Consider the following 16937-nt stretch of genomic DNA (forward strand, 5'->3'; position numbering starts at 1 on the left):
TTGCACAAAAATATTATTCAGTAAGCAAATATGAAGAAGCTACCTCTACATAATAATCATATACCTCTTCAAAAGTAAGCTCTAATAGCTTTCCTAAATTGATAAATTCACTAAAAAGCTTTATGTATAACGAAAGAGAATCCATGTAGTTATTTTGAAGTACTTTATGCTTTAAGTCTGTAATATCATCATATATAATACCAAACACTTTAATAACGCTCTCTTCTTTAATCATGGAGTTTATAACATCAATATTAATTATATTAAAATGATGAGCGTTGCCTATTGATAACAAAAATTTCATTGCATCAATATATCTTATCATAAGTTTTTCTCTTGGTACATTTGGTTTTATTCTAGAGTATTTATAGCACTTAGTTAAATTTGCAATTTCTCCAACCTTTACTTGTAGAGCTAAAAATCTTAGGTCAAAAACATTCTCTTCTCCAAGTACATTTTCATCAATTTGGGAAAGCTTCTTTATGTTATTCTCCATAACCTCTTGAATTTTAAAAAGTTGATCTAGATTCATCGCCTTGCCCCTTTCACACAATTAATTAATACCTGGTCTTAATATCTAGTATATATTTTTTTACTCTAAATGTAAATATATTTTTTTATTTTTATTGTAAATAAATGAAAGGCAGAAAATTATCTGCCTTTATATTATTCTCTAATATTATTCTACTTATGTAATATGTGTCTATATGAGATTACTTTGATTTGATAGTTGAATAAAATACAGTGCTTAAAATAATCATTCCACCTATAAGCTCTCTTGATACTGGTATTTCTCTTAATAGAAAAGTAGCGAAAACAATGCCATAAACAGGTTCAAGACAAGATATAATACTTGCAGTTTGCGCTTTAACTTCCTTTAGCCCATTAATAAATAAAGAATGTGAAATTCCTGTAAAAACAATACCTAATATTATAAGTAGTAGAACCTCTTTAGTTTGAACCTCTGGTTTATATACAAATAAAAATGGAATCAATGCAATTGTAGCTATACATTGCTCGTAAAATGCAATCACTAGACTTGAATACTCTCTTACATATTTTCTATTGAGTATAGACAAGACCCCATAGGTAAACCCAGATAATATACCCCATAAAGCACCTTGCGTTAAATTATTATCTAGTTTAAATCTTGGAATTACAAGCAGTACCCCTAGAAACGTGATACCTGCAATTATAATATCCTTAAACTTAATTTTCTCTTTTAAAAAATATGGTTCAAGAAAAGTAACGAAAACAGGAAATGTAGAAAATGTAAGTAATCCTATTGCTACTGTTGATACCTGAATAGACTTAAAGAAACTGCTCCAATGTATTGCTAAAATAACTCCCATTACTGTCAAATATAAATAATCTTTTCCTTCTTTCAACTTAATATCTTGCTTAAGGTAAAGTAGTATAAGTAATAAAAAAAGACTTGACAATAAAACTCTTCCAAGTACAATGATTATTGACGGTAGTGCTATTAGTTTGCCAAATAACCCTGATATACCAAATAAAAAAACTGCTATATGTATTTCTATTAAACTTCTATTTTTAGTACTCATATAATCCTCCTTTTTTGATATCAAGTCAAAGAGTCATTCGGGACGGTTGTGCTTGACTTATTTTATCTTTCTCAAATCTTTTTAATTAGGCACTTCTTTATTCAAAAAAACTACGAGCAAACATTTATAACATTTTCTTTTCCTCTACTTCATTTATGACATCCACTTGACTTTGCATAACCTATATAATGCCAAAGACCTTTACATTTAAAATTCTCTTTACTATAGAGTAACCTAAAATGTTAACAAAACCCACTGCTACCATGCTTGCCAGTGCCGCTCCTGTAATCCCAAGAATAGGTATGAGCAACAAGTTAAGCACTGTGTTAATCGATGCTGCTAATATCTTACCTATCATATTTGTTTTTGGTCTGCCAGTCATACATACTATATACCATACACTTCCTACAGATGCATTTATTAATTGTCCTATTCCTCTATATACAATAACATAGTGTCCTTCAATAAATTCTGCTCCAAAATTTCCTAATATACTTTTTCTAAAAATAATTATAATTAATATTATTACACTTGATATAGCACAGAGTGTTCTAGCAGATAGCTTATACATATTCCGAAGTTTCTCCATTTCATCATCATGATATAGCTTAGCAACTATTGGCGGAAAAACTGTATTTAAAACGGTTAATAAAATTGAAGGAAATGTCGCAATTTTTGCTGCAACACTATATACTGCAACCTGTTGTTTATCTAACATATTTCCTATCATTATCATATCTATATTACTAATTAGAACTGTCATCATTGACCCAACTACTAAGGGCAGTGAATATTTGATTACTTCCTTAGTCATTGTAATTTGTCCGAACATGTTTCTTTGTTTAATAAAATAAAAAACACAAGATGCTCCGACTGATATATATGTAGCAATAATTATATTAAAAGTACTAACTCCATATAATCTAAAGAATACCCAAGTAAGAACTATCTTAAGTACAAGTCCAAATAGAATATTAACTAAAAAGAACTCTTTTATATTCTGCTTAGTCCTATATAGCGAGAAAAACATCTGCTCAACAGATAACATCCATATCAATGGCAGCATAGCTCTAACAGTATTATCCTTATTAAAAACAAATAAGACTGATATAATCAATGAGCTAGATAAAAAATTCAATAAAAATGATGATGTTACATATTTATTCCCTTCCCTTGGTATAAAATAAAGCAATCCCATATCCAACCCTAATGATGCAATAAAAATAGTCATCGTAACTATTGAGTATCCATATGTATACTGCCCCAAGATGTCAGCTCCATAAAGCTTTGTAGCCACAAATGGAAATAACATATTTAATAAAAATGTAGCCATATTTCCTATAAATGAATCAAAGAGCTTTCTTGTAAAGTTTTCAGTACCCATAAGTTATTACCACCTTGTGTTATTTTAGTAATCTTTAATACTGTCAGCATAAATAGTTTATCAGCTTTATTCTTGAATCACAATAAACTGTAATAAATATTAAAATAAAGAAGGTCCTAATGATAATTTTTAATATATCACTAAAACCTTTCAAATATTGTAAGTCCATTTCTCTATACTCATTTGCACATTCATTTGCATAATCTCCATTTATTTAAAACTTATCTACTTCATAGGATATATTTATTTCATTACACCTTATTTATTGCTTTTCAAAATGGTCCACTTCTTCAGCAAATTTTAACACTGCTTCATTTAAAAAGTATTCATATTTTTCTTTATCTAGGATTATAGCGTCATTTTCTAGCATTTGCTTTGTTTCTTCTCTAAACTTCTTATATGAGTCATATACTCTCTCAAAAGTTATAAATTCGAATGTATCTAAATCCTTATGATCATTTTTTATAACTAGTGTATCAAAATACTCTTTAGAAGCTTTAACATTATAAAACTTGATATTTTTCACAGCAACATTTTTCTTTTCAGTGGAATCTATACTGGAATCAATAAGCTTGTCTGAATTATAACTAAAATAGTTATCGTACCAAAGATGACAATAGTATCCTATAAGAAATGATTTTTTTAATTTATCAGTTGTCTTACTTATATCTGTTTTCTTTATAAACTTAATCAAATCTATATTTTTATCATCATCTAAAAAATGATATTTTTTAATTTCATCATCATTATAGTCTAACTCAATTTCTAATTCATAAACTAAATCTGGTGCTAAAGCACCCAAAATAAAAGCACTTGAGTTATATTTCTCTTTTGCCATTGATAAGTATAATCTTGCAAAGTTTAGATGTGAACTTTTATCTGGCATGATTTCTCCCCCTTGTATCATAAAGATTTTATAACTCTAAAACATTAAAAAGTTTACTGGCCTTTAATTCTGTAAGTCATTCCATTTTCAATTTTTATAATATCTCCTACCAGGTCAATATCATTATCATTAACTATTATACCATCTCCATCGTTACATAAATATAACGACCGTCTAGACTCGATTGAATAAGCGAGAAATTCTTCTATTTTATATATTCCACGATCCCAATGTGGCATGAATTCAAAATCAACTAGTCCTAACCCTTTCATGCTTTTCAGATTGTATTCCTCCGATTATATATCAAATTTCTTGCTATTAATACATATACACCATATGTCACTTAAAAATTACTTCTTTACTATTTCTGTACATTGTTAAAATATTCCTCTTTTAAAATAAAATATTAATCTTTGATTTTCTATTAAATGAAAAAGCAAAAAAATCTTTATTATCCATATCATTCTATTTATAATATAATAAACGAGTACTTATGATTTTGACTTATTAAGTATTTTTATGATGTGACATAAATTTAGTCATCTATGTCAGTATTTCATCACAATGGAGGTATATATATGAAAAATCTAGCCATAAAATTAATTGTATTGTTAATTGTTTTGATATCATTAGTCGGTTGCGCACTAGATAAAAATATTCATGAGGACAATACATTACAAGACGAAATAATAATAAAAAGTTCTTACGAAAAGCCATTATCATTAAAGGATGAAAACACTATCATTCTTAATGGATTAATGGAAGGAGATGAATATATTGAGGTAACTGTTAATGGAGAGATATTGGATTTTGAACATGTTTCAGTAGTCTGGGATGAAAATAAAAATGATTTAGAAGAAAAAGAGACGGTAAAAAAGATTGAAAAGCTTAAGGATCAAACTTTAGTTATTAAAACGTATCAACCTGAAGGTATACCATCTGAAAAGATTAAATGGAAAAGCAGAACTGGAAAGTCTTATGAATACATAATTCAAGAGCGTTCTTTAGGTGATACTGATAACAATGTTTTAAAGATTAATTTAGATTAAAAGATACCAGGTGATCTGAAGGTAATGCATATTTGCCTAATTATATCTGTTATGAGAGTTTCATCAAAACCCTCATAACAGATACTATTAAAAAACATATCGATTAGGTTTTAAATCTAAGATATTGTTGTTATTTTATTCACTTTCTCTTAATCTTTCAATTATACTATATCTAGAAATACTGTTATAACAAAGTCTTGGTATTAAACAAGCAGAAATCATTATCACTAAACCACTTAGAGCAATAGGCATAATATTAAAGCTATATTGGAAAAATGCTATACTACTACTAAGAGAATTTATTCCAAAACTAATTATGATTATTCCTAGAGTCAGCACAATAGCTATAGTAATTAAGGCATAATACACTCCTTCAAAAGTAAGCATTTTTAAAAGCTGTCCCCTAGTCATGCCTACACCCTCAAGCATAGCAAATTCTTGCTTCCTTGTAATAATACTTGTAAGCATGGTATTAATAAAGTTCATCAACCCTATAATAAATATTACAGCACTAAGACTGTATCCTATTATAGAAAATGTAGTTGTGAAATTCTCATACTCCTTTATAAAATCCTCTTTAGAGCGATATTCTAAATTACCATTTGTCTTTTTAATTTCTTTTATACTATTCTCTATATAACTAGCCTTTTCTTTATCAATAAATATTTGCGCTGTCATTATCTCTGGTTTTTCTACAAAAGATGTGAATACACTCGATGGTATATATGCTCTATATTCAGTTGGGTAATACCATCCTACATCAAAGGTATACACTACTTTTACCAGCGCCATAACCTCAAAAGTTTTTTCTTCTCCATTTTCTAAATTAAGAGTTATCTTATCACCAACATCATAATAGTCACATCCATAGGATTGACTTATTAATACATAATTTCCTGTTAGAAATTTTTGTAAGTCAAATTCGCCTCTAATAGTAGTATTTTTATTATACATGTCCATACACCCTGTATCTAAACCATAAAGCTTAACTGATACTTTATCTATATTTTTCATATTATCCTCTACACTTTTTTCATTTATAGAAGCTTTCTTCATCACATCAAGCTTACGGGCATCTATCATATCATTTGCGAATTTACAATAAATTCTATCAATTCTTTCTACTCCCTCTATACTTTTTAGTTCATTATACATTTTCTCATCTACTGTGTCTGCCCCAGTGTAACTGCCCTTGCCAAAATAGGAATAGTCTGCAATAACAATGTCTCCCCTTATACGATCTTGGAGGTATAAGTCTATATTAAAGCTTCCAAGCAAGTTAGTAATAAAAGAAAACAATATAACGCTTAGAGAAAGAGAAGCAAGAAGTATAAACGCTTTTTTCTTGTTTCTGAATATATTTGAAAAGGCCATTTTATGAAGCTTGGCACCACTTTTGGATTTTTTCACTCCCCTTTTATTCTTAATTTCTATCCCTGTATACCTTACTGCCTCAATAGGAGATACTTTGGATGCGATTTTACCTGGCTTGCTTGAGCTTAAATACACAGTTATTAAAGAAAAAAATGCTGAGCCTATGAATATAATAGGACTTATTGATATAGTAGTATCCTGCTTTATATTTGATGTACTCATTACCATAGGTACAAGATAAGAGCCTATAAAATAACCACTAAACAATCCTATAGGAATACCTATTAAGGATAACATCAATGCTTGTCTTCTTATTATGCCCTTCAATTGCTTTTTAGTAGTTCCTATAGTTTTTAATAATCCGTAGTACTTAGTATCCCTTACCACTGAAATATAAAATATGTTATAAATGAGAAGATACCCACTACACATTATGAGTAACGCTATAATTACAAATGGAATTACATTAGATAAATCTACCTCATAAGTAGCCAAGTATGCCCAGTTTACAGCATATCTTTCCTCTGAAAAATCTATACCTGTATCTTCAACTATCTGTGCTAAATTATTCTTAGTGTCTTTAACATTATCAAACATAACTACAAGATCTCTTAACCCTGTATATTTGCCATAGTCCTTACTTTCAACTAAATCTATATCCTTTAAATACTTATCTACAAAATCCATAGAAACTAGTGCCATTTCTGCTACTGCGACCTCTTTATCACCCTCCCAGAAACCACTTAAAACAAAGCTTTTAGTGTATTTTTCATCCATAATGGAGTATTCTAATGTGACCTTTTCTCCAACTTTATGAGGTACATTAAGCATATCAAGAACCCATGTAGCAGTAGCTATTTCATTTTCTTTTTCTGGAATTTTCCCTGTAGTAGGCATGCAAAATCCCCATTTTGCCCAATTTTCGTCTACATATCGAATTTCTACAGGCCTACTTCTTAGCTCTTTATTTTCTAAATCAGTAATTATAATTGTAGTACCCCACTCCTTAATGAGAGGATGCTGCTTTAATTTATCTGTTTCTTCTTTAGTAAGATATTTAAATCCACCATGAGCCTTTGAGCCTACCATTCTCATAGTAGCTGCTTGTGTAGAATCAATTATACTTGCACCAATAGTAAATACTGAAGTAAATAATATAGTAGTAAGTACTATAGCTAAAAGTGCAAAGATATTTCTTGTTTTATTGGCATTAAAACTTCTTTTTGCAAGCTTCGATGTTACTTTGCTATTGTTATTTTTAATCATATAGCTTACCCCCTAAATGACACAATCTTGCCATCTTCAATTCTTATAATTCTATCTGCAAGCTGTGCTATTTCTTCATTATGGGTTATCATAACAATAGTCTGGTTAAATTTTTTACTTGTCACTTTAAGAAGTCCTAAAACCTCCTGACTTGTTTTACTATCTAAATTTCCTGTTGGCTCATCTGCAAGTATTATTGAAGGCTTTGCAGCTAATGCTCTTCCAATAGCAACACGCTGCTGCTGACCTCCTGAAAGATTGTTAGGTAGATTATTAAGTTTGCTAGCTAATCCTAAAGTATTGATAATATCCTCAACATAATCTTTGTCAATTTTATTTCCATCTAATTCTAATGGCAAAACCATATTTTCATATACATTGAGTATAGGTACAAGATTATAGTTCTGAAAAACAAAGCCTATATTTCTACGTCTGTATATAGTTAATCGCTCTCCATTCATATTGAATATGTTTTTGCCGTCAATAATAACCTTACCATCTGTAGGTCTGTCTAATCCTCCAAGCATGTGCAAAAGTGTACTCTTGCCACTTCCAGAAGTACCTACAATAGCAACAAATTCACCTTTTTTTACTTCTATGTTAATCCCATCTAATGCTCTTACTAGATTAGTATCTTCACCATAATACTTTTTTAAGTTTTCAGCCTTTAAAAGACACATCTTTATCCCTCCGCTAATATATATTTTGTCAACTAAACATAACTTTGATTTTAAATATATCTTAACAAAACAATGTAACAAACTTCTCTCAAAATACATACTAAATATCACAGTATTGTTACATTTAATTAGGGAGAAATACTGAAAACATAGTTCCAATACCTTTTTTAGATTTAACTTTTAAATATCCTCCTTGCTTACTTATGATTTCTCTTGTTAGATATAGTCCAATCCCAACACCTTCTATTTGACTAACATCTTTACCTCTATAAAAACGTTTAAAAATATTAGTAATTTCATCTTTCTCTATGCCCATTCCATTATCGTTAATATTAATTCTAGTGAAAATCTCTAAAGTATCAACTTCAATATCTATATTCCCTCCATGATTACAGTATTTGACAGCATTTTCAACAATATTAAACAAGGCTTCGTTTGTCCACTTTTTATCATGAGATAAGGCTATAGATTTATCACAATTCAATTCAATATTTATATTTTTTTGCTGCGCCTTAATATATGTACTTCCAATAACCTGTGCTATAGTATCATATAGAGGTAGATTTTCTTTCTGTAAAGCTATTATACCTGTTTCAAGTCTAGACATTTTTATAAGTGCATCCATAAGCCATTTTAATTTTTCTAACTGGGATTTCATGTTTTTTAAGAAGTCCCTCTCCTGTTCCTTTGTTAACTTTCTTTGTAATAAAGTATCATTTATCATAGTAACATTAGCTAAAGGAGTTTTAACTTGATGAGATATATCTGATATTATACTCTTAAGCTTATTTCTTTCACTATTGAACTGCTCTCTCTCACTTTCCACAATATCTATGAGCTGCTTAAGTTTATTTTCAAGCTTGGATAATAAGGTTTCTTTATCTATATCAAAATTTATATTTTCTTTTTTAGCTATTATGTTATCGATAACATCACAAAGGTTATTAAATAATATCACAACTTTTACTCTTGTAATCCACATAAAAAAAATAGATGCAAACAGAAACGAAAATACACATGCTACTGCAACAAGGTTATATTTTTTTAAAACTTCTGATAAGTTCGGCTGGATTTCTAATATTGTATTATTAAGCTTGATTAAATATAGAAAAAATAAACCACTTATTGATGTAAAAATTAAAATAAAGATACTATAGATTTTTTTTGCTGAAAAGGTGCTATGACTATTCACATTCTTCACCTACCCACATATAGCCTACTCCATATACAGTTTTAATATATTTAGGTGATGAAGGATTATCTTCAATTTTAGTTCTTAGCCTATTCATATTAACAGTAAGAGCATGTTCATCAACAAAATTTGAATCCTTATCCCATAATTCATCCATAAGAATTTGCCTTGTTAAAACTTGTCCTCTATTACTTATCAATAGCCTCAAGACTTTAAATTCCGTAGGTGTCAGAATAACATTATTGCCACCTTTTGATACTGTCATCTTATCAAGATTAAACACCATATCATCTATGACAATATCACTAGCTATTATTTTATCTCTATCACATCGTCTAAGTATGGCTAAAATTCTTTCTCTCATAATACTTAAATTAAAAGGTTTAGTAATATAATCGTCTCCTCCTAATTTGAATCCTGTAATAACATCAAGCTCCATATCACATGCTGTAAGAAATAATATAGGCACATTTGAAATTTCCCTTATTTTTTTGCATAAATCAAATCCACTACCATCTGGTAAATTGACATCAAGAATTATCATATCAATCTTATTATTAACAAATTCAAAATACCCTTCCTCTAAAGTAAATGCAGAATAAGTTTTAAACCCATCTGCATTTAGATTAAAGCTTATTCCATTGTTTAGCGTCATATCATCTTCTACAACAAGAATGCTTTTCATATTCTCTACTCCTTTTTTTATATGATAATACCAAATAATGAATTTTAATATAATTCTTCTGAAATCAGTGTAAATATCATGAATATTATTTCTACGTGTTACCAGAATCTCCTCTTTTTATGAAGCTTTATATATTTCATAATCAATAAATCACTTAAAATAATATTATGTAATATACACATTTAGGAGAAAATAAATGGTCATAAAAATGAAGACCTTTTTTCTGGTCTTCATTTTTTATATATTCATACTTCAATATTCGATGTAATAAAAATATGCTTACTTATTTTTAAATTTTACCTGGGATAGGAAATTCAACAGGTACTGGAATCTTATAAACACCATATTCGGTTATAATATTATCATAATCCAAGCTATATCCTGGCTGCTTATAATACCTTACTCCATCCTTAACCTCCGTATTGTTTCTATATAAATCATCAAGACTATTTGAATATACATTTCGTCTTCTACCATCTTTAAAATGTATAGTAAAATATTGAGGAGTATTAGGGTCTTGGGAATATGATATACTCTTGTATTCAATTAAATTAATGACTTCTTTAAGTGGCACATAATCTATAATGACATCATACCAGTCATGATCAAAACCAATATAATACTTAACAAAATCATATGATGATTCATACTTTGGAGGAAAAACATATGTTTCTCCTTTATTTATTGTATATGAAAAAGTACGACTTTGTTCATACCCACACTCATTATTAATCGTAGCAAGAATTTTTTCTGATAACTTTATAGACATTCCCGTACTAGCTGTAGCTGAAAAAGTGTCCGTTCTACTGATATGTATAGTTTGATCAAGGGTAACAGTTTTACCTATAGGAATAGTAATAACATGAGTTATATTAGTAATAGGCCCACTCATATTAGGATTTCGTTTTGCACTCCTTACACGCATCAGAGATGATCTACGTGTTGGATGCAAAGGTTCATACCCATCACGTGAAGATGCATCATAAGGTGGATATAAATAGATATCACCTTTTTCGTCTTTCTTCATTTCTATTGAGGTTTTAAAGTATTTCTCCATTTCAGCTTTAGTATTAAATTCGGATGGAATAGATTCCTCTATTCGATAATTATAATACTGCTCTGTTTTAGGTTCAATACTCATTTGATTTTGGTCATCTTGTCCATAAACAACATTGGACATAAGCAAGATCGATAAAATAACAGTAATTACAAGTTTTCTTATTTTCATAAAAAACCTCCTTCTTATTCTAAAAATTCAAGAGAAATATCCATGGAATTTAGGATAATCAACTTGTATTACTAATATATTTCTTTTATATAATATTGATGTCATTAATCTGAGCTTTTACTGAAATATTATCTTTGTATTATTTCTAATAGTACAGTCCTGAATTATTCACTATAACTTTTAATTACATGAATAAAATGTATGCTTATCGATATGTATTTTATCACCTTATGTCGTGTAAACATATAGTATCTCTATTAATAGGTCGGCTCGTACTTTAACTTTATATAAGAATGGACAATGGTATAAATCTTACCCTATAGCTGTTGGTAAACCTTCTACCCCTACTCCAACTGGTACATTCACAATAGTAAATAAAGCTGTAAATCCTGGTGGTCCTTTTGGTGCTAGATGTATGGGGTTAAGCAAGCCACACTATGGTATTCATGGTATCTATTGGTACTACTGCGAGAATTTAAGATACCCATTAAAGCACATCATAGCAATAAATTACCCTTAAGCTAAAAACTATATCTAAATAAAAGAATATTTAAAATTGAAGAGTATAAAAAATAGAAATGTAAAAATACTATATAAGTTGTCTTAGTATTCAAAGCAAGCGTATAAAGAATATATTGATACTATTAAACCAAATTCTTATTTTAAGACAGATACTATGGTATGTGAAAACCACGACATCAGTGTCGTGGTTTTTAATGGTGAAGGCCATGCGTGGATTTAATTCTTATTGGTAGTCGAGGACATACAGTCTTCCATTATTTCCAATCTAAATATCGTAAAGTCGTGCAGAATTGTCTATAATGATGCTTTTAATCACCTCTTGAGGGATACCATTTTCTATACAGTACGGTATAAATACATTAAAAAAAGCGCAATATTTTTCTATTCCATTTTCCTTCTCACTCTCTTCACAAAAATCATAATCCTCCGAAAGAATCACTTGATGACTATAATTATGTGCCACGGCATGCTTAATAAGTTGTTTTCGTGCTTCATAAGTGCCCTCTCTTATGGCATCAAAACCAACCCAATAACCCTTCTTGACAACTTTCAGAATCGTTTCAAGATGACTTTCATGATCTGCATGTGCCCAGACAAATTTATGAGGTGGTACTTCCATTTTTTCTAGAATTGTCATGACTTTGGACATATGTTCTGCTTCCAATACATGACAGTGAATTGGCATTCCCGTGGCATTACAGGCTATCGCAGCAGCTTTAAGCATAGCCTCGTCTACAGCATTGACACCTCCTCGGTCGAAAAGCAATTTAATATAGCCTGGTTTTATACATACATTATCAATCACATCTAGACCTTCCTTAAAGTCCTGAATCCACTTTTTTGCCAATTGTACTTCAAAATTTTCTTGAAAAATACGATGTGCATACTTAGTGATGTTCATCCCTGTACATGGAATAATGTTTACATTGGTTTTGCAGGATAAATCGTACAACAATTTTAAATTTTGTCCCCCAAGAGGAGGTGAAGCTTCGACAATGGTTTGGCATCCTGATACACTTAATTCACTTAGTATGGGCAAAACTTTATCAAATAGTTTCTGATTATAAGATTCATCATATTGTTTGCCAAAATACATTTTGCTTGCAAAATCTTCATCAGACACCCAATTAAAATGTTCATGAGCTAGTGTTTTACCCATTTGTGTTTTGTCAATTGGTCCTCTTACCGTATAAATCATTTTGAACCCCTTTCTCTACTCAATTTTTTTATAACTCAAATAGCTGCAGTCTTTTAAGGGTTTTACTTGCAGAAATTACTGTTATTTTACCTTATAAAACTATAATAACATCAAAACTCTGACAGCATTATGTCAGGGTTTTCCTCTTTTTTATAGGCAAAGTTTATAAAAATATATATCGGTTGCAACGCAAAATTCGCAATATGATCAATTCCTGTTCTTTTCATGAATTTTTCTGAATATTTGTTTACATTTTCTGTTGTAAGGATTGTCTGAAACGTAATATATAAACAGAAATCCTGTTATTAAATACAGATAAAAAAGTATCTGATAACAGGATTTCCGTTTGTAGTACTCTTTTTTATGATGAGATGGATATGTTAGATTAAATTGTTGATTTGCACACACAAATAGGTAGTCATTTTAATTTAACTACCTATTTGTGTGTCCAATATAATTTATTATCTGCCCAATTAATATTTTTTTAATTCACTATTTTTTGTAATTCAATTAACACAGTAGTTTCCTTAGTATGTATTTCTTTTATTATATTAGACATTTCTTGTAGTAATTGATTGGACCCTGTTTCTGATAATTTCCACATCAAATCTCCAACCTGATCCCATTGTTTTGAAATTTCAATATATGAAAAACCTAATTGCTTCATTCTTTCACTACCAACTATTTCACTTGCTTGTATTAGAAAATCACCATAAATTTTTCTGAAAATACCACCACCTGTGCCACCATCAGCATTAATTTGAAAATAATTTGTAATTCCTGCTATTTTCAACTTTTCTTCATCAAATTTCTTCCACATTAAAATCTCCTTAGAGAATTTTTCAATACCATTTAAGCCTAATAATTTTGCTGGAGCATTTAACATATTATCACAAGTTTCTCTTATGGCTGAAGTAATAATAGGTGATGTTATTTGATTATATTTATTAAATTTTATCAAAAGATACTTGTTATTTGCAGGAAATGGTCTATAATTACTGTTTCGAGCCTTTTCTACTTTCTTATAATCAACTAGGTGATAATCTTTACATATATAACCATTGGGTGTTCTAATAGCATTGTCAGAGTTATCTCTATCACTTATATAAAACTTTTCTGCCTCATTATCATAACCAAAAATAACTACTGCATGTCCACCGAAATGATTGCCTTCACTCAAATTCAAATAATCAAGATAAGGCATATCTACATATACTAAAACTGGATTATTATCATCTATTAGTTTTAGTGTTTTTTCAAAAACAGTTCTATATTTACTGCTTGATCTACACTTTATTTCAATATCAAGCCTCTCACCAAGTTTTTTTTCGAATACAAAAGGCTTGATTCTTCCTGATATCATTGGTGATTTTTCAAGATTAACGTATACAAATGATAATCCTGAACCAATTCCAAAAATCATCTCTTCCGTAAGTGAATAGTTGTAATATTCAAACACTTGTTTCAACGCAGTTGTTATGCAATGTTTACCCCCACTTGGCTTAAAACCACTAACTATTTTCTTCATCTCAAATCCTCCTTTACTACACTATTTTAACAGCATAAACATGACAACAGCATGTCTTATTAAAATTAATATTTTACTAAAAAAAGTAGTAACTCTATTTTTATATAGTTTTCTTGTGATTTCCTTTGTATGATAAAGTAACAAATATTTCTTGCATTTCAACTACATCATCTAATCTTCAACTCCCATAAATGTTTTCATACAATCAAGGATATTGTTAGCATGCTCAATCCATTTTTTCAAAGGCAATTTAGTTAAAGATAGAACAAATTTAGTTAAATCATCGAAAGTCTTTTTAAAATCCTTATTAAGAAATTTTTTTAAAGAGCCAATAATAAGCATTTCACCAATATCCGATAGGCCATGTTTATTTGTCTACCTTTTTTTGTAAAATAAGTATCGATTTTTCATGGTATCTGCCATTTATATTTTACCAATCGCATTATTTAATTTGAAAATATACTGAACTAAAAAAGGGCTAAAAATTATGCCCTTTTTCATATAATAGTTATTCTATTTTTTACTTAACATCAGTTAGCTAATCTAGTATTTCCCTAATGTTTTATATTAAGTGCCACAAAAGGTTCTATAAGGACTAGTTGACGGCGGAGGAAGTGTAGAGTAATCAGCTTGTTTAGTGGAGTGCTCATAAGGGTTCGAAAGAACATCAAGAAGTCGCTCCATCACGCTGTAATCTTCTTGTTTGACTGCAGCTTCCAATGCGGCTTCTACCCTGTGATTACGAGGTATTATGGCTGGATTAGAGTTCCTCATCAACTGATGTGAAGAAGCTTTTGATTCCTTTTGTCTGCCTAATCTCGTCTGCCATAAATCATTCCACTGAGCAAATTCTGTGGTGCCAAATAAGCCTATATCTTTCGGTTCACCAAAAGTTAATGCGAGAAAGGTATTTGTGTAATCAGCACGATACTTCCGCATCATACTAAGTAGCACTTCAATAAGGGATTCATCCTGTGGTTCTTCGTTAAATATTCCCAGTTTCCCTCTCATTCCCGCTAACCAATTACAGTGATATAACTTAGTAAAATCCGAAACCGCATCCTGAGCCAGTTTAACAGCCTGTTCCTCGTTGTTATGCAGAAGCGGCAGTAGAGTTTCAGCAAATCTTGCGAGATTCCATGCAGCAATCTTGGGCTGATTGCCATATGCATAACGGCCACGAGTGTCAATGGAGCTGAATACCGTTGCAGGGTCATAGGTATCCATGAAAGCACAAGGACCATAATCAATAGTTTCTCCACTAATGGCCATGTTGTCGGTATTCATCACACCGTGAATAAAACCAACTAATTGCCATTTGGCAATCAACTCAGCCTGGCGTTTGATTACTTCCTTAAGTAAGAAAAGATAGCGACTCTCATCAGCGTCGACCTCTGAGAAATGTCTTTGCAATGTGTAATCTGCTAGAACCTGAAGGTCCTCAACGGTGCCCCATTTTGAAATATATTCAAAGGTCCCGACACGCAGATGGCTAGAAGCTACACGAGTTAGAATCGCACCAGGTTGCTCGGTTTCACGGAATACTGATTCACCTGTTGTTACTACTGCTAAGCTGCGGGTAGTAGCAATGCCAAGTCCATGCATTGCTTCGCTAATGATGTATTCACGTAGCATCGGTCCAAGTACTGCTCGACCATCGCCTCCACGGGAATACGGAGTTCTTCCAGAACCCTTGAGCTGAATATCAACCCGCTCACCTGGAGGAGTGATCTGTTCGCCAAGCAGTAAAGCCCGTCCATCTCCTAACATGGTAAAATATCCGAATTGATGCCCTGCATAAGCTTGAGCAAGAGGTAAAGCACCTCTAGGAATCTCGTTGCCAGCAAGAATCGCTATTCCGTTATTGCTTTGCAGCACCTTGGCATCCAACCCCAGAGATGCTGCCAGCGGATAATTGAGAATGATTAACTTCGGCGAACTTACAGGAGTTGGATTAATTATGGTAAAAAATGTTTCTGGCAAACGAGCATAACTGTTATCTAAATTCCATCCAATTTCTATTGCTAATTTTCTCTCTGTCATCATATCTCCTTTCCTTATTCTATCTTTTTGTACCCTAGATTCTTATGCATAAAACGAAAATCATAGTTATCCATGATACCTTGAGCTATCAATACAACCCTTTTTAGTATCTGTTTCAGCCAATTTATTATACCTTTTACACACATAAATGGAGCTACTTAATAAATTTAAGCATGTCTGGTAAATTAATTTCAGTGCTTTAGCAAATAAATTTTTATCCTCTCCATTTCATATAAAAGTAAAGTCCAATTGCTAAAATAATCCCAATCAATGCTCCATAAGCTATATGGATTGCATATAACTCTAATTGCTTCAATGATTCTTTTAATCCTTATAC

General features: G+C 30.6%; 15 protein-coding genes and 1 pseudogene. 2 read left to right on the forward strand and 14 right to left on the reverse strand.

Annotated features, from left to right (window positions below):
• Positions 1-13: 13 nt before the first annotated feature.
• The 5 genes from HNR33_RS02215 to HNR33_RS02235 all read right to left on the reverse strand — a co-directional run bounded on the left by HNR33_RS02215 (position 14) and on the right by HNR33_RS02235 (position 4107).
• The gene (locus tag HNR33_RS02215; protein ID WP_429079491.1) at positions 14-532 is read right to left on the reverse strand and encodes a dUTP diphosphatase; all 519 of its coding nucleotides are present in this window, start codon (positions 530-532) and stop codon (positions 14-16) included.
• 181 nt (positions 533-713) lie between these two features.
• Positions 714-1565, reverse strand: coding sequence for a DMT family transporter (locus HNR33_RS02220; RefSeq protein ID WP_429079493.1), 852 nt, complete (start codon positions 1563-1565; stop codon positions 714-716).
• Positions 1566-1746: 181 nt separating this feature from the next.
• Entirely contained in the window at positions 1747-2949 is a 1203-nt protein-coding gene (locus tag HNR33_RS02225; protein ID WP_429079495.1) for an oligosaccharide flippase family protein, read from the reverse strand.
• A gap of 262 nt (positions 2950-3211) precedes the next feature.
• Complete coding sequence (locus HNR33_RS02230; RefSeq protein ID WP_429079497.1) at positions 3212-3835, reverse strand: zinc dependent phospholipase C family protein; 624 nt, start codon at positions 3833-3835, stop codon at positions 3212-3214.
• A 53-nt stretch (positions 3836-3888) separates the two neighbouring features.
• Positions 3889-4107, reverse strand: a complete 219-nt coding sequence (locus HNR33_RS02235; RefSeq protein WP_429079499.1) for a hypothetical protein — start codon at positions 4105-4107, stop codon at positions 3889-3891.
• Positions 4108-4413: 306 nt separating this feature from the next.
• Between HNR33_RS02235 and HNR33_RS02240 the strand changes: the two genes are divergently transcribed.
• Complete coding sequence (locus HNR33_RS02240) at positions 4414-4884, forward strand: hypothetical protein (RefSeq protein ID WP_429079500.1); 471 nt, start codon at positions 4414-4416, stop codon at positions 4882-4884.
• Positions 4885-5019: 135 nt separating this feature from the next.
• Here the strand turns inward: HNR33_RS02240 and HNR33_RS02245 are convergent, their stop codons facing one another.
• From HNR33_RS02245 to HNR33_RS02265, 5 genes are all read right to left on the reverse strand, one after another.
• On the reverse strand, positions 5020-7524 hold the full coding sequence (locus tag HNR33_RS02245) for an ABC transporter permease (protein ID WP_429079501.1): 2505 nt from the start codon (positions 7522-7524) through the stop codon (positions 5020-5022).
• 5 nt (positions 7525-7529) lie between these two features.
• Positions 7530-8204 carry an ABC transporter ATP-binding protein gene (locus tag HNR33_RS02250; RefSeq protein WP_429079503.1) on the reverse strand — a complete coding sequence of 225 codons (675 nt, stop codon included), beginning with the start codon at positions 8202-8204 and terminating at the stop codon, positions 7530-7532.
• 124 nt (positions 8205-8328) lie between these two features.
• Positions 8329-9396, reverse strand: a complete 1068-nt coding sequence (locus HNR33_RS02255; RefSeq protein ID WP_429079505.1) for a sensor histidine kinase — start codon at positions 9394-9396, stop codon at positions 8329-8331.
• Entirely contained in the window at positions 9389-10081 is a 693-nt protein-coding gene (locus tag HNR33_RS02260) for a response regulator transcription factor (RefSeq protein WP_429079507.1), read from the reverse strand. Before HNR33_RS02260 ends, HNR33_RS02255 begins: the two co-directional genes overlap by 8 nt.
• A gap of 289 nt (positions 10082-10370) precedes the next feature.
• The gene (locus tag HNR33_RS02265) at positions 10371-11309 is read right to left on the reverse strand and encodes a hypothetical protein (RefSeq protein WP_429079510.1); all 939 of its coding nucleotides are present in this window, start codon (positions 11307-11309) and stop codon (positions 10371-10373) included.
• A gap of 256 nt (positions 11310-11565) precedes the next feature.
• Here HNR33_RS02265 and HNR33_RS02270 point away from each other — a divergent pair, with 256 nt between their 5' ends.
• A complete protein-coding gene (locus HNR33_RS02270) occupies positions 11566-11829 on the forward strand; it encodes a L,D-transpeptidase (RefSeq protein ID WP_429079562.1) in 264 nt (87 codons plus the stop codon).
• Between the two features lie 267 nt (positions 11830-12096).
• Here the strand turns inward: HNR33_RS02270 and HNR33_RS02275 are convergent, their stop codons facing one another.
• The 4 genes and pseudogenes from HNR33_RS02275 to HNR33_RS02290 form a co-directional block, all read right to left on the reverse strand.
• Positions 12097-13029, reverse strand: a complete 933-nt coding sequence (locus tag HNR33_RS02275) for a phosphotriesterase family protein (protein WP_429079512.1) — start codon at positions 13027-13029, stop codon at positions 12097-12099.
• A gap of 484 nt (positions 13030-13513) precedes the next feature.
• On the reverse strand, positions 13514-14557 hold the full coding sequence (locus HNR33_RS02280) for a BtrH N-terminal domain-containing protein (RefSeq protein ID WP_429079514.1): 1044 nt from the start codon (positions 14555-14557) through the stop codon (positions 13514-13516).
• 106 nt (positions 14558-14663) lie between these two features.
• Positions 14664-14908 (reverse strand): annotated as a pseudogene (locus tag HNR33_RS02285) (hypothetical protein); the annotation flags it as partial.
• A 216-nt stretch (positions 14909-15124) separates the two neighbouring features.
• Positions 15125-16603 (reverse strand): protein adenylyltransferase SelO, encoded by a 1479-nt coding sequence (locus HNR33_RS02290; RefSeq protein ID WP_429079517.1) that lies wholly within the window; start codon positions 16601-16603, stop codon positions 15125-15127.
• Positions 16604-16937 lie beyond the last annotated feature (334 nt).

Source organism: Brassicibacter mesophilus (assembly GCF_050433385.1).
Taxonomy (GTDB): domain Bacteria; phylum Bacillota; class Clostridia; order Tissierellales; family Proteiniboraceae; genus Brassicibacter; species Brassicibacter mesophilus.

Bases quoted from the DNA above. Each gene is read 5' to 3' on its own strand.
- HNR33_RS02215 (WP_429079491.1), bottom strand. From the start codon at position 532: ATGAATCTAGATCAACTTTTTAAAATTCAAGAGGTTATGGAGAATAAC.
- HNR33_RS02220 (WP_429079493.1), bottom strand. From the start codon at position 1,565: ATGAGTACTAAAAATAGAAGTTTAATAGAAATACATATAGCAGTTTTT.
- HNR33_RS02225 (WP_429079495.1), bottom strand. From the start codon at position 2,949: ATGGGTACTGAAAACTTTACAAGAAAGCTCTTTGATTCATTTATAGGA.
- HNR33_RS02230 (WP_429079497.1), bottom strand. From the start codon at position 3,835: ATGCCAGATAAAAGTTCACATCTAAACTTTGCAAGATTATACTTATCA.
- HNR33_RS02235 (WP_429079499.1), bottom strand. From the start codon at position 4,107: ATGAAAGGGTTAGGACTAGTTGATTTTGAATTCATGCCACATTGGGAT.
- HNR33_RS02240 (WP_429079500.1), top strand. From the start codon at position 4,414: ATGAAAAATCTAGCCATAAAATTAATTGTATTGTTAATTGTTTTGATA.
- HNR33_RS02245 (WP_429079501.1), bottom strand. From the start codon at position 7,524: ATGATTAAAAATAACAATAGCAAAGTAACATCGAAGCTTGCAAAAAGA.
- HNR33_RS02250 (WP_429079503.1), bottom strand. From the start codon at position 8,204: ATGTGTCTTTTAAAGGCTGAAAACTTAAAAAAGTATTATGGTGAAGAT.
- HNR33_RS02260 (WP_429079507.1), bottom strand. From the start codon at position 10,081: ATGAAAAGCATTCTTGTTGTAGAAGATGATATGACGCTAAACAATGGA.
- HNR33_RS02265 (WP_429079510.1), bottom strand. From the start codon at position 11,309: ATGAAAATAAGAAAACTTGTAATTACTGTTATTTTATCGATCTTGCTT.
- HNR33_RS02275 (WP_429079512.1), bottom strand. From the start codon at position 13,029: ATGATTTATACGGTAAGAGGACCAATTGACAAAACACAAATGGGTAAA.
- HNR33_RS02280 (WP_429079514.1), bottom strand. From the start codon at position 14,557: ATGAAGAAAATAGTTAGTGGTTTTAAGCCAAGTGGGGGTAAACATTGC.
- HNR33_RS02290 (WP_429079517.1), bottom strand. From the start codon at position 16,603: ATGATGACAGAGAGAAAATTAGCAATAGAAATTGGATGGAATTTAGAT.